Source organism: Methylocystis rosea SV97, assembly GCF_000372845.1.
Taxonomy (GTDB): domain Bacteria; phylum Pseudomonadota; class Alphaproteobacteria; order Rhizobiales; family Beijerinckiaceae; genus Methylocystis; species Methylocystis rosea.
Genome location: NZ_KB889963.1, coordinates 2,303,949 through 2,316,922, shown reverse-complemented (window position 1 = coordinate 2,316,922; position 12,974 = coordinate 2,303,949). Strand labels below are relative to the sequence as shown.

At 62.7% G+C, this 12,974-nt stretch carries 12 protein-coding genes, 1 tRNA gene and 1 riboswitch (1 of these 14 only partly in view); of the genes, 3 read left to right on the top strand and 10 right to left on the bottom strand.

The features are described from left to right. On the top strand, positions 1 to 1,032 hold the 3' portion of the coding sequence (locus A3OO_RS0112200) for a peptidoglycan DD-metalloendopeptidase family protein (protein WP_018408130.1). Its footprint begins 984 nt before the window's first position; only the last 1,032 of its 2,016 coding nucleotides appear in the window; the start codon falls outside the window, past its left edge; it ends in the stop codon at positions 1,030 to 1,032. Between the two features lie 51 nt (positions 1,033 to 1,083). Here the strand turns inward: A3OO_RS0112200 and A3OO_RS0112195 are convergent, their stop codons facing one another. The 9 genes from A3OO_RS0112195 to A3OO_RS0112150 form a co-directional block, all read right to left on the bottom strand. Further along, positions 1,084 to 1,350: a phosphopantetheine-binding protein gene (locus tag A3OO_RS0112195; protein ID WP_018408129.1), complete on the bottom strand. Its 267-nt coding sequence runs from the start codon at positions 1,348 to 1,350 to the stop codon at positions 1,084 to 1,086. A 123-nt stretch (positions 1,351 to 1,473) separates the two neighbouring features. Beyond that, positions 1,474 to 2,397: a tRNA glutamyl-Q(34) synthetase GluQRS gene (gene gluQRS, locus A3OO_RS0112190; RefSeq protein ID WP_018408128.1), complete on the bottom strand. Its 924-nt coding sequence runs from the start codon at positions 2,395 to 2,397 to the stop codon at positions 1,474 to 1,476. Between the two features lie 79 nt (positions 2,398 to 2,476). Next, positions 2,477 to 3,106: a (d)CMP kinase gene (cmk, locus tag A3OO_RS0112185; protein ID WP_018408127.1), complete on the bottom strand. Its 630-nt coding sequence runs from the start codon at positions 3,104 to 3,106 to the stop codon at positions 2,477 to 2,479. Next, a complete protein-coding gene (aroA, locus tag A3OO_RS0112180; protein ID WP_018408126.1) occupies positions 3,103 to 4,449 on the bottom strand; it encodes a 3-phosphoshikimate 1-carboxyvinyltransferase in 1,347 nt (448 codons plus the stop codon). Before aroA ends, cmk begins: the two co-directional genes overlap by 4 nt. A 278-nt stretch (positions 4,450 to 4,727) precedes the next feature. Next, positions 4,728 to 5,327: a hypothetical protein gene (locus A3OO_RS0112175; protein WP_018408125.1), complete on the bottom strand. Its 600-nt coding sequence runs from the start codon at positions 5,325 to 5,327 to the stop codon at positions 4,728 to 4,730. Between the two features lie 85 nt (positions 5,328 to 5,412). Beyond that, a tRNA-Gly gene (locus A3OO_RS0112170) sits at positions 5,413 to 5,487 on the bottom strand. 786 nt (positions 5,488 to 6,273) lie between these two features. Further along, positions 6,274 to 7,272, bottom strand: a complete 999-nt coding sequence (locus tag A3OO_RS0112160; RefSeq protein ID WP_018408123.1) for a c-type cytochrome — start codon at positions 7,270 to 7,272, stop codon at positions 6,274 to 6,276. 38 nt (positions 7,273 to 7,310) lie between these two features. Beyond that, positions 7,311 to 8,312, bottom strand: coding sequence for a DUF1214 domain-containing protein (locus A3OO_RS0112155; protein WP_018408122.1), 1,002 nt, complete (start codon positions 8,310 to 8,312; stop codon positions 7,311 to 7,313). A 34-nt stretch (positions 8,313 to 8,346) separates the two neighbouring features. Continuing rightward, positions 8,347 to 9,477 (bottom strand): 2'-deoxycytidine 5'-triphosphate deaminase, encoded by a 1,131-nt coding sequence (locus A3OO_RS0112150; protein ID WP_018408121.1) that lies wholly within the window; start codon positions 9,475 to 9,477, stop codon positions 8,347 to 8,349. Between the two features lie 269 nt (positions 9,478 to 9,746). On the opposite strand from A3OO_RS0112150, the gene A3OO_RS0112145 reads away from it, so the two are divergent. Together A3OO_RS0112145 and A3OO_RS0112140 are read left to right on the top strand one after the other, a co-directional pair. After that, entirely contained in the window at positions 9,747 to 11,264 is a 1,518-nt protein-coding gene (locus A3OO_RS0112145) for a vanadium-dependent haloperoxidase (protein WP_018408120.1), read from the top strand. Positions 11,265 to 11,367: 103 nt separating this feature from the next. Continuing rightward, positions 11,368 to 11,446, top strand: a riboswitch (SAM riboswitch). 77 nt (positions 11,447 to 11,523) lie between these two features. After that, positions 11,524 to 12,729, top strand: coding sequence for an O-succinylhomoserine sulfhydrylase (locus tag A3OO_RS0112140; protein ID WP_018408119.1), 1,206 nt, complete (start codon positions 11,524 to 11,526; stop codon positions 12,727 to 12,729). A gap of 9 nt (positions 12,730 to 12,738) precedes the next feature. Here the strand turns inward: A3OO_RS0112140 and A3OO_RS24580 are convergent, their stop codons facing one another. After that, positions 12,739 to 12,870 (bottom strand): hypothetical protein, encoded by a 132-nt coding sequence (locus A3OO_RS24580; protein WP_280642595.1) that lies wholly within the window; start codon positions 12,868 to 12,870, stop codon positions 12,739 to 12,741. Positions 12,871 to 12,974 lie beyond the last annotated feature (104 nt).

The window sequence follows — 12,974 nt, the reverse complement described above, 5'->3', positions numbered from 1 at the left end:
CGCGAAGGCCAGCGCGTCAAGCTGCTCTTCGCCGACTTCGACGGCTCGGGCAAGAACATGCAGCTCGCGCGCATGTCGGTTTACAACGATGAAACCATCGAATCGGTCGTCGCCGCGACGGACCGGGGCGCATTTATGCAGACGCCGACGGCGCCCACGTCTCTCGCTAACAATGGCCGGTCGAAGTCGCACAATGAGGGCGAGGAAGATGAAGGCGCCATGCGCCTTTACGATTCCCTTTACGAAACCGCTCTCAAGCAGCAGATCCCGCGGCCGATCATCAATGAACTCGTGCGGGTTTTCGCAAATGACGCCGATCTGCAGCGCGGCGTCTCGGGCGGCGATACGTTCGACATCTTCTACGACGAAGCGGAGGACGGCGCGAGCGCGGGTCGCGACGCGCTGCTCTATGCGTCGCTGACGACTCGTAACGAAACATATCGCTACTATCGCTTCTTCACGCCCGACGACGGGCTGCTCGACTACTACGACGAGAACGGCCGATCGAGCCGCAAATTCCTTGTGCGCAAGCCGATCGCCATCGGCGAGACGCGCTCAGGCTTCGGCATGCGGCGCCATCCGATTCTCGGCTATTACAAGATGCATACGGGCGTCGATTGGGCGGCGCCGATCGGCACGCCGATTCTCGCCGCCGGCAATGGCACGATCATCAAGGCGCAGTGGGATTCGGGCTATGGTCGGCGCGTCGAGATCCAGCACGCCAACGGCTACATCACCACCTACAACCACATGTCAGGCTTTGCGCGCAGCGTGAAGGAAGGCATGCGGGTCAAGCAGGGCCAGGTGATCGGCTTCCTGGGCTCGACCGGATTGTCGACGGGACCGCACCTTCACTATGAGGTGATGGTCAATGGCCATTTCGTCGATCCGATGCGCGTCAAGCTGGCGCGCACACGCGAGATCGAGGGCCGGCTTCTCGCAGAATTCAGGAAAGAGCGCGATCGCATTGATTCGCTGATGGCGAAGGCGCCGAACAACAGCGCCAAAGTGGCGACTCGTCAGGCCCGGTAAGCGACGATCTTTTGTTGTCGCTACGACGCAGCGGGCCCGAATCGACGTCTCTTAGGCCGCCTGGAGCCATTCGTAGGCGGGAGCGAACTGGGCGGCGCGAATGACGCGGACAATATTCTCCATCGTCGCCATCGTCTGGCGATTGAGCGAGTCGCGGGGGAATTCGATGCGAAAGTCGCGCTCGATCGCGAGCAGCAGGCGGATCGCCGTATAGGGCGTCATGCCCAATTCATAGAGATTGGCGCGCGGCGTCAGATGGCGCGCCGGAACGCAGATCTGGGCTTCCTGGTCGATCAGGCTTTGGATGGTCTCGAACATTTCGCTCTCCCTTGCCGCTTCGCAATTCGATGATCCAATGCTATCGGGAGCCCGAGAAAATGTTCGTGCGCCGACACACATGGAGAACCGCAGGGGAATCGCCCGCAAAGTAGGCTCTACGCTCTACAACCCTATTCGCCGGCGCACGTCGGCCGGCGTCCAGCCCTCCGCCCGCAGCGCGCGCAGCGCCGTCGAGGCGACGCTCTTTCCAAGCTTCTCGCCCTTCTCGTCCAGAACGAGCCCGTGGTGCCGATAATTCGGCGCCGGCAGGTCGAGAAGGCGCTGCAGCAGTCGATGCAGGCTCGTCGCCTCAAACAGATCCTTGCCACGCACCACGTCGGTCACGCCCTGCAGCGCGTCGTCGACGACGACGGCGATATGATAGCTCGCTGGCGTATCCTTGCGCGCGAGGACGACGTCGCCCCACGCCGCTGGATCGGCGGCGATCATGGTGCCCTGCGGGTCGTCGTCTATGCCTCCGCGCAAGGAAGGCGAATCCGCGCCGAATTCCCGCCACGCGAGCCCCTGCCCTGAAGGTCCCTGCCCCGCGAGCGTCGACGCCCTGCGCATGTCGAGCCGCAGCGCGACGCCGCCTTTTGCGAGAACCTCGCGCGCCGTACGGCGCGGTTTAACGCGACATGTCCCCGGATAGAGCGGCGAGCCGTCCGGGTCGCGCGGCCAGCCCGGCTTGCCAGCCGCAATCCGCGCGATGTCGGAACGCTTGCAATCGCAGGCGTAAATGAGCCCCATCGCATCCAGGCGCTCGAGCGCGCGGGCGTAGTCTTCGAAATGCTCGGACTGGCGGCGGACCGGCCGCTCCCAATCGAGCCCGAGCCAGGCGAGATCTTCATAGATCGCCGCCTCGAATTCAGCGCGGGCGCGGCCTGTATCGATGTCCTCGATGCGCAACAGCAAGCGCCCGCCGCATTGGCGCGCCAGATCGAAATTCAGAAGCGCCGAATAGGCGTGGCCAAGATGCAAATAGCCGTTCGGCGACGGCGCAAAGCGGAAGACGCGCTGGCTATCCGCTGTCACTCCCGACGTCATTGCGAGGAGCGCAGCGACGAAGCAATCCAGCCGCCCACCAATGCCTGGATTGCTTCGCTTCGCTGGCAATGACGAAACTTCAACGTCGCGCCTTTTCCACGATTCCCCGCGCGGCTGCGAACGCCTCATCGATGTCGAAGTCGGTCGTGTCGAGCGTCACCGCGTCGGCCGCCGCCTTCAACGGCGCGGCGCTGCGGGCGCTGTCTCGCGCGTCGCGCTTCCTGACGTCTTCGAGAATGGCGGCGTAGTCCGCGTCTTCGCCGGCGCGCGCAAGCTCCAGAGCGCGGCGGGTGGCGCGAGTCTCCGGCGCGGCGGTGACGAAAATCTTCACCTTCGCGTCGGGGCAGATCACCGTGCCGATATCGCGGCCATCGAGCACGGCGCCTTCCGGCCGCGCCGCGAAGCCGCGCTGCATGTCGACGAGCGCCGCGCGCACCGCCGGCATGGCGGCGACGACGGACGCCGCCTCGCCCATGTCGCGGGCGCGCAGCCGCTTTTCGTCGAAGTCGGTAAGCGACAGGCTGCGCGCCGCGGCGACCGCCGATTCGACGTCGTCGAGCCGCAGCCCCTCCTCCAGTAGCGCGCAGGCCGTGGCGCGGTAGAGCAAGCCCGTATCGAGATGCGGCAAGCCGTAATGCGCCGCAAGACGTCGCGCCAGCGTGCCCTTCCCCGACGCCGCAGGGCCGTCGATCGCGATGACGAAGCTCACGAGAAGCGCGCTCCGAGTCGCTCCATGAGCGGGCGAAACGCCGGAAAGCTCGTCGCGATCATCGTCTCGTCGTCGACCGTGACTTTCTTCTCGGCCGCGAGCCCCATGACCAGAAAGCTCATGGCGATGCGATGATCGAGATGCGTCTCGACCATGCCGCCGCCGGCGACCCTGCCGCCACGCACGATCAAGTCGTCCTCGACGATCTCGCAGTCGACGCCATTGGCTTTGAGGCCGGCGGCGACCGCCTCCAGACGATCCGATTCCTTGACCCGCAGTTCGGAGAGCCCGCGCATCCGCGTTTCGCCGTTGGCAAAAGACGCCGCGACGGCGAGGATCGGATATTCGTCGATCATCGATGGCGCCCGTTCCGCCGGCACATCGACGCCCTTAAGATGCGAGAAGCGCGCGCGCATGTCGGCGACCTCTTCGCCGCCCTCCTCGCGCCTGTTCTCCAACCCGATATCGGCGCCCATTTCCTGCAGCGTCGTCAACAGACCGCTGCGCAGCGGATTGGTCATCACCCCTTCGATGACAATATCGGAGCCCTCGACGATCAGCGCGGCGACGAGCGGAAAAGCGGCGGATGACGGATCGGCGGGAACCCGCACCTCGCGCGCGATCATTTCCGGGCGCCCTTCGATCGTTATCTTGCGGCCGTGCGGGCCGTAAGGCTCGCTCACGACCTTCGCGCCGAAATGCGCGAGCATTTTTTCGGTGTGATCGCGCGACGCCTCGGCCTCGATCACCGTCGTTTGGCCGGGGGAATTTAGCCCGCAGAGCAGCACCGCGGATTTGATCTGCGCCGAAGCGACGGGCGTCTTGTATTCGACCGGCAAGGGCTCGCTCGATCCTTGCAGCACCAGCGGCAGGCGGCCGCCTTCCGCCTGCTCCAGAACCTGAGCGCCCTGCAGCGCCAGGGGATCGAGAATGCGCTTCATCGGGCGTTTCCGCAGCGAGGCGTCGCCGTCGAAGCGCGCGAGGATCGGATGGCCGGCGACGACGCCCATCATCAGCCGCGAGCCGGTGCCGGCGTTGCCGAAATCGAGGGTCTCGGTGGGCTGCAGCAGAGAGCCGAGCCCGGCGCCCCAGACGCTCCAGCCCCCATCGGGGTGACGGACGATCTTCGCGCCAAGCTGGCGGCAGGCCTGCGCCGTGCGCAGCACGTCCTCGCCTTCGAGAAGCCCTTCGATCTTCGTCTCGCCGATGGCGAGCAGGCCGAAGATCAGCGCGCGATGCGACACCGATTTGTCGCCCGGCGGGCGCACGCGGCCCGACAGCGGCCCGGATTTATGGGCGCTGAGCGGCGCGGCGGGAGCGTGGGCATGGGCGGCGTGCGGCATAGTCGCTTTCGGTCGAGCGCGATTCAATCGCCATCCGCTTCGCACTTTTGGCGACGATGCTCAACCACCGGGGCTAGCAGCTGCTCGCTGAGTCTTTTCGCTTCTGGACCCAGATTGGTGCGATTTATTGGAACCGTATCTGCGAGCAAACCTGGGTTAAATGGGTGTCGCTGACTGCCACATGGCATCGTAAGCAGCAACTTTAAGCGCTGAGGTCTTCGCATCACTGCGAACAATCGATGCCGGTGAACGCGATGCGAAAGCGTTTAGGGATTGTGTCAAACCCAGGTAGTCTGTCCATCGACCGCGATAAGGCGATCGTGAAGTGAACGGGCAGAAGCGAGACGCGCTTGCACCGGACGTTCCCTCCCATATTGAGAAATCCACCTTTTCACCGCTGGCCTGAAACTGGGCTTATGATCTCTCTCGTCTGCCAGTAATCGTAGCTCTATGCCAACTAATACCGCGAAGTCGGTCAACGCCTTCTCATCCATATACGGATCAACTATGAGAATGTCGCTTGTTGCTCTGTTTAGGACCGAGCCAACCGCCGCCATTGCATCGAAGGCGTTTCCTGCAGGTATAAAAGCGCCCCGCGCGGCAGCCGGAGCGCGAAGTTCGGCAACTGCTAGAATCCGAAAAAGTATCGCTTGAATTTTTTGTGCTGCACCGCGGCGGTCCAACCCGGAGGCAAGGAAATCCACCTGCATCTTAAGATTAATGGCCTCCGACCCCCGGTCAAACTCATTGACTAGAGCGTAGGCCCGTCCAAGCCATCTGTGTGTTTCCGGTTGTATGTCCCCATTGGCAGCAAGGTCTGGAATCGTTGCAACTAAATGTCCAAGTTGGAAATAGACGGATTCAGGCTCAAGCGGCATTGAAGGTTAATACACGGAATGCGCACCACACTCCAGTGAGCGCTACGGACAAATAGGGCACACAAAATATTACATTGCTGGAAATTGGAGCGGGCGATGGGAATCGAACCCACGACATTCAGCTTGGGAAGCTGACGTTCTACCTCTGAACTACGCCCGCGCGCTCCTTGTGTAACGCGGCTGGCGGCGCGTTACAACGGACCAGCGTGTGAGGCGAGCGGAGGCCTGCCTCATCTTGAGGAGCGCCGATAGGCGTATCGAAGGAAGAGAACGCCCTTCCTTGACGGAACAAATTTGTCAGCGCTAGTATGACTAACTAGATAATTGATCATATTCAGCAGCAGTAGGCGGAGCCTTTTATTCAAGGAGCCTCGAATGTGGAGTAGGGAGACTTGGCTGTTCGTCATCCTCAGTTGGATTGCCCTAGTCATTGGCGGAATCATCGTGGCGGTAATCGAAAGTCGGCATCGAAATCGGAAATAGGCTCCGTGATCCGACAGCAGCTTTCAAACCCTTATTGCTGAGAGCAGGCAGTGCGCGGCGGAGGTGGAGCCCCTTGTCCAAGTAAGGTCGAGCGCTCCGGCGAGGATCCCGGCAACGTCGAGGGCGTTCTGGTGTCGATGAGTTTTGAGTGCCCCAGTCACGACGCGGTCTACGACGCGAACAAACTTATCGCCACCCACAGCTCTCGTGCGTGGCAGGTTGTCACGATAAGCCGCGGCGACGCACATGGCCAAGCCATGATCCAAGCCATGATCAATGCTGAAAGCCCGCCGGTGCGCCTTGCCGAATTCCGTTGATGCTGCCTGGGCCACACGCAACAGCGCGCTTACTCCCAGAATTTTGCGAGATTGATGGCTCCATGAAGTCGGCGCCTTTTGCGGAGGACCCCATCGGTCCTCCGACGCGCAGATGCCACGCGTTACCCGAACTCGTGTGTTCGCGGCTACTTCACATTCGGGTTCTTCACCTCGCCCATCTGCTTCTCGATCTCCTTCAATTTCGCGCGGATCGGGCCGTAAGGCCCGTATTTGTGCTGCGCCTCGGAGAAGCCGTCGGCATAGGGGCCGTAGGGCGCGTCGATCGGCTTTTGCAGAAGGTCGGGAAAGTCCTTTTCGACCCCGGGGCGATTCGGCCTCGGTTTCGAGATCATCAACGCCGCGACGTCCCAGGCCTCCTCCGGGGAAAGCCGCGGATGCAGATAATCGACGCCGTCCGGCATGTTGGAATGGATGAAGTTCGCCGCGGTGATCAGCCACGCCATGCCGGCGCCGTCGTTGAAACTGTCCGAGCCCCAGAGCGGCGGAAAGGCGTAGCCGGCGCCCAGCCCCGGCAGGCTGTTCTGCACGCCGGCGCCGTCGACGTTGTGGCAGCCGATGCAGCGCGCCTGATAGATGTCGCGCCCGCGCGCGGGATCCGCGGCGCGATCGAGTTCCGGCATCGTCCCCGCGCCGAGACCGGAGAGCTTCTCGCCCTTGCGCACGCCGGACGAGAGAAACTGAATATAGGCGACGATGGCGCGCATCGGCGCGGATGAAACGGGCAAAGGGCGCCCGTTCATGCTGCGCGTCATGCAGGAGTTGATGCGCTCCTGCAGCGTGATCTGCGCGCCAACGCGCGCGCTATAAGCGGGGAAATCCTCGGAGAGGCCAAAAATCGGCAGACCGAATTTCTTCACGCCGGCGTCGAGATGGCAGTTGCCGCAGGCGAGATTGTTCCCAGCGTAACGCTGCGCGGGGTCGGGCATGTCCGGACCGATATGGGAATAGGTCGCGGTGATGAGATCGCGCCCGTGGCGGATCAGCCGGCTATGCGCGTCGTAAGGCAGCGCGTCGACTTGCGGAACGGACCAAAATTTCGCGCTCGATGCGCCAAGCTCTTCAGCGGCGACGGACGTCGCGAGCAAGAGCGCGAAGAGCGCGGCTAAAAGAAATGCCTTACGCATGAATTCGCTCCGCTTTGACGTCCAAGTTCAGAAACCCGCTATTTGCTGACCGCCGCCTCGGGAAACTTCCACTTGCCGCTCAGCGCTTCCGCGCGCGGCCTGTAGAGGCGGACGGTGTAATTCCACCCCGGCATGATGCGCAGATAATTCGGCGCGTTGGGATCGCCGCCGAAATGAATCGTGACTTTCCCATCCTTGTCCTTGCGTGCGGTGATATCGTTCACCGAGATCGCATTTTCCGGCGCCTCGTAAAATCCTTTGGCGTTGTAGACGGTGACCGACCAGAAGCCCTCGACCGGCACGTCTCCGACGGTCAGCGTATACGGCGTCTTGCCATCATTCTCTTTCGGGGTGACGTTCAAATAGAGCGCATCCTGCTCGCGATTGCCGCCCCAGCCGGCCGCCGTCATGATGAGATGGCGCACCGGATCGACCTCCTTCTCGTCGCCGAAGCCGCGGCGGCTGTCGCCGACGAAGGGCGTGAGCGCCAGCAGCGCGTCATGCAGCTTCTCGCGTTGGGCCTGATCCCAATCCGGCAGTTGGAGTTTGCCGGGGTTGGCCTGGATGACCTTGATCTCGTCCTGCGCCTTGTGGCCGGCGACCATGTCGGCCGGATCATTGGGATCCATGAAGGTGCGAACGATGACGACGGCGTATCGCGTGCCGATCTTGTCGCGGGTGAGTTTGTAGCGGCCCGGCTTGTAGGCGACGAGCTTGATGTAATGATCCTCGTTGATGACGACGAGCGATTGATAGCGCTTGCCCACGTCAGGCAGAACGATCGTCACCGGCGAGGTCAGGTCGAATACGCCGCTGCTATAGGGCGTGTCGCGATTGAGGCGAATGACGGCTTGCTTGTCGACCGGCATCGGTCCGCGTTCGCTGCAGAGCTTCGCGAAGCAGCCGGCGTCCGCCCTCGACTGCATGTAATAGTCGGTTTCCGCCCGCTTGAAATTATCGACCGTAACGCGCTCCGCGGCGAGCGCGGGCGCGCATGCCAGTACGAGCGCGGCGAAGAGCGACGCCATCGAAATCTGCATCTCAGACACCTGCCTAAATTTCGCGGCTCTACGGTCAGTCCGCCATGAAATGTTTCGAGAGCTTGAGCCCCTGCCCCTGGTAGTTCGATACCCCGCTTTGGCCGTAAAGCGCCTTTGGGGTTTCGGCCATGCGTTCATAGACGAGGCGGCCGATGAACTGGCCGTCTTCGAGGATGAAGGGCACTTCGCGCGAGCGCACTTCGAGGACGGCGCGGGCGCCCGGTTGGCCGTCGGGCCCGGCGCCGAAGCCGGGATCAAAGAAGCCCGCGTAATGCACCCGGAACTCGCCGATCGCCGCGTCCATCGGCGCCATTTCGGCGGCAAGATCGGGCGGAATGGCGAGGCGTTCTTGCGAGGCGAGGATATAGAAATCGCCAGGATCGAGGATGAGCCGGCCGTCGCGCGACGGCAAACGGTCCCAATAGTCGTCGATGCGGTAGGAGCCGATCCGATCGACGTCGATGACGTCGGTGTGCTTCTGCGCGCGATAGCCGATGATTCCCCCGAACGCATCCGCGTCGAGCGCGACGCGCAGCACGACGCCATCCCGCAAATTGAGCGGCCCGTCGACGAGCGGCGATGTGCGATGCAGTTCGGCGAGCGCCGCGTCGCCGAGCGTCCCGCCCTGCGATTCGCTCTGCGCATGCACGCGAAAACGCAGTTGGTTCAATCGCGTGCCGGTGCGAACGCGCACCGAAAAGCTGCGCGGCGACACTTCGGCATAGAGCGGACCGTGATATCCGGGGGCGACCTCATCGAAGCGGTCGCCGCGATCCGTGATCAGCCGCGTGAAAATATCGAGTCGCCCGGTCGAGCTTTTCGGATTAGCGGCGCCGAGGACAGCGGCTCCTAGCGCCAAGCTTTCCAAAAGCGGCACGACATAGAAGCAACCGCGCTCCAGCACGGCGCCGTCGCCTTCAAGCGACATCTCGTCATATTTGAGCGCGGAGAGAAGCTCGTCGACGCTGCGCCGCTTTCCCGGCAGAAAACTGGCGCGCACCCGATAGGCCTTCGGGCCAAGCCGCAGATCGAGACTGGCCGGCTGAATCTGCCCATGCGCCAAGGGCGCGGCGAGGCGGATCTGACCGGCGTCGGCCATCGCCTGAATCTGCCGGCTGGAAAGCACGCCGCCGCACTTCGCGGCCAGGGCGTTCACCGGCTCCATGCGTGCAAGCGCTGCCCGCCCGGTGCAATTATATCCCTCATTCGCATGACGCGGCCGAACTCCTATTCGCTTAGGCTGCTCACACTTCTAAAGCAGGGCGAGAAATTTTTGCAGCGCCTATGTGCTTTCGAAAGGAGATTCCCGCAGCAAGGGATTGAAACGTGTGCCTCTGGAGCAACGTTGGCCTGCGACCCCCGCGCGTTCCTAACATTTAATGCTGCCTGCATCGTTATCGCGTTAAGCGATATGAATATTTTTTGGAGGTTATTATGCACGATTACGTAATGATGTGGAACTCCATCGCATTGGAGCTCAATCGCCGGGACCACACCGGCAAGATGAACGCCAAAAACAATAAGGGGCCCACGCTGAGTTCGCGGGCCCTCGCCATCTTCCATCTTGCAATGCACGATGCGTTTTTCGGACGACAAAACGTGCAGTCCGTATTCAGTGGGATCGATGGGCTGAAGACGCCGACCAAGACCTATCTACCGGCCGCGCTCATTGCATCCCTCACTCCCCCCGCTGGTGGCGCCTCGACGGAGGGAGCGGCCGTCTCGGGCGCCGCCTCAACCGCGCTGTTGGATCTCTATCCGGATTTCAAAAGCATCGTTTATGAGGCGCTGAACGGTTTCGACTTCAATCCGGCGATGAGCGGAAATCCGGCTTTCGAATTCGGCGTCAAGGTCGCGAAAGCGATCCTCGCTGACCGCGAGAACGATGGCGCTCGCGACCTCGGCGCCGTTCCAGAGATGGAGCGGTTCTGGCGCCATCGTGAGGATCCCTCTGATCCCGGACAAGGCTTGCTTGGCGCGGTCTACGGAACGACGAAGCTGTTTTCGGCCTCGGACATCCCCACCATCGCCGACCATCCAGTCCCCCGCTCCACAGCCTATGACGCGGCGCATGATCTCGTGCGCGATAAAGGCGTGAAAGTCGGCGGCTCGCGCACGCCATACGAAACGCTGCTTGGCTATTATTGGGCCTATGACGGGGCGTCGCAGATCGGGACGCCGCCGCGGCAATACAACCAGGTTGTCCGCCAGATCATTGCGCAAAACGTCAATGGTCCCGCGCGGCCGGCCGCCTCCGCGCGCTTGCTGACGCTTGTCAATGTAGCGATGGCGGACGCGGGCATCGCCGCCTGGTATCACAAATATGTCTATCAGCTGTGGCGGCCCATTCTCGGCATTCGCGAATATGACAACAGCTTCTGGCAGGGTAAGAACTATGAAGCGAATTCCTTCGGGCTGCATAAGAGATGCGACCCCTGGTGGACGCCGCTTGGTTCGCCACGCACAAATGAGCCAGGGCGTCGTAGCTTCACGCCCCCCTTCCCGGCTTATCCTTCGGGACATGCGACCTTCGGCGCCGCCGCCTTCGAGATCACGCGCCGCTTCTTTGGCGTCGCGTCCAACGCTCCCGACAATCTCGCCTTCAATCTCGTTTCCGACGAACTCGACGGACGCGCTGTCGCCGAGGACGGCTCCTTCCGCGAGCTGCATCGGCGGCACTATCCATCGTTGCTGCAGGCGATGTTCGACAATGCCGTCAGCCGGCTATTTCTCGGCGTTCATTGGCGCTTCGACGGCCTTGGCGATAATGTCGGAGATGCGGCGGGCATCCTGACAGACGCAAGCCATGTCGGCGGGGTGCCTCTCGGACGCAAGCTTGCAAACGACATTTATGATGGTGGCCTGGCAAAGAGCGCCGCGCCGCGTAAGCCGGGAATCACGCCCAAAAAGCTGCCTGGCGTGAACCTGCCTCCCGGCACGCCAAACGCCTGAGGCGGAGCCTATATCGAAGGCCTGCTGAGTCAGCCTGCCCGGGCTGACCGGCGGGCCTTTCCGTGATCGACCTCCGATTGACAGCCACCCCTCTTTCCCGCTTATTCAACGACGTGGTTATTTGAGCCGGCCGGCTTGCCGCCACGAAAAACAACGCGCTAAAAGGCCGGGTCTCCCTAAGGAAGCCCCGCTTTTTGCGTAGCAGCGCCGTTCGGCGCGCATCAAGTGAATGGCGCGCCTTAGCGCCTAGGGAGAATCAATGTCCGCCGACGCCCCGCCCCGCAGGCCGCTCAAACCCGCGACGCAACTCGTGCATGGCGGGACGCAGCGCTCTTCCTTCGGAGAATTGTCAGAGGCGCTCTACCTCACGCAGAGCTTCGCCTATCCGACGATGGAGGCGGCCGAGGCGCGCTTCAAAGGCGACGAGCCGGGCTTCATCTATTCGCGCTTTTCGAACCCCACCGTGGCGATGTTCGAGCAGCGCATGTGCCTTCTGGAGGGTACGGAAGCGGCCCGCGCCACGGCGAGCGGCATGGCGGCGGTGACCGCGAGCCTGCTCGCCCAGCTCAAAGCGGGCGACCACGTGGTTTCGGCGCGCGCGCTTTTCGGCTCCTGCCTCTATGTCGTCGAGGACCTGCTGCCGCGACTGGGAATTGCGTCGACGCTCGTCGACGGCGCCGACATCGAACAATGGAAAGCCGCCGTCCGTCCTGAGACGAAGCTCTTCTTCCTGGAAAGCCCGACCAATCCCGGGCTGGAGGTCTATGACCTCAAGGCGATCGCCGATATTGCGCATGAGGCCGGCGCGAAGCTCGTGGTCGACAATGTCTTCGCGACGCCGCTCTTGCAAAAGCCCTTCGATTTCGGCGCCGACGTCGTCGTCTATTCCGCGACCAAGCACATCGATGGGCAAGGCCGATGTCTTGGCGGGGTGATTTTGGCCTCGCAGGCGCTGATCGAAGAGAGCGTCCACAATTTCCTGCGGCAGACCGGACCGGCGATGTCGCCGTTCAACGCCTGGGTGATGCTGAAGGGCCTCGAGACCTTGCCGCTGCGCGTCGCGCAGCAGACCGCGAGCGCGGCCAAAATCGCCGACTTCCTGGCCGACGAGAAGGCCGTCAGCCGCGTGCTTTATCCGTTCCGCGCCGATCACCCGCAGGCAGATCTGGCGCGACGTCAGATGTCGGGCGGCGGCACGCTGGTGAGCTTTAGTATGGCGGGCGGCAAGGCTGCGGCGTTCCGACTCGCCAATGCGCTGGAAGTGGTCAAGATTTCGAACAATCTCGGCGACGCTAAGAGCCTCATCACCCACCCTGCGACGACGACCCATCAGCGGTTGACGCCGGAAGCGCGCGCGTCTCTCGGCATCGGCGACGGGCTGCTGCGCCTGTCGGTCGGGCTTGAGGACGCCGACGATCTCGTCGACGATCTCGCCCGCGGGCTGTGGGCCGCCGCGCGCGCCTGAGCTTTACGGCTATGCGCCGGGCCGCCTCTTGCGGCGGGCGGTGATTTTCGCCTCCTGTATCGCGCATTCGGCGATGAAATAGGACGCGGCGAGTATGGCGCAAAGCGTCTCAAGCACGACGCCCATCATCAGTTCGTTCATCAGCATGCCCTTTGGAAAGCAATCGCGGCGGAATGGTGAAAGTCGAAGCGGCGGCCCGCGGCGGCGGCGGGAGAAGAGAGTTTACGCCGACGCAGGCCGTTTCG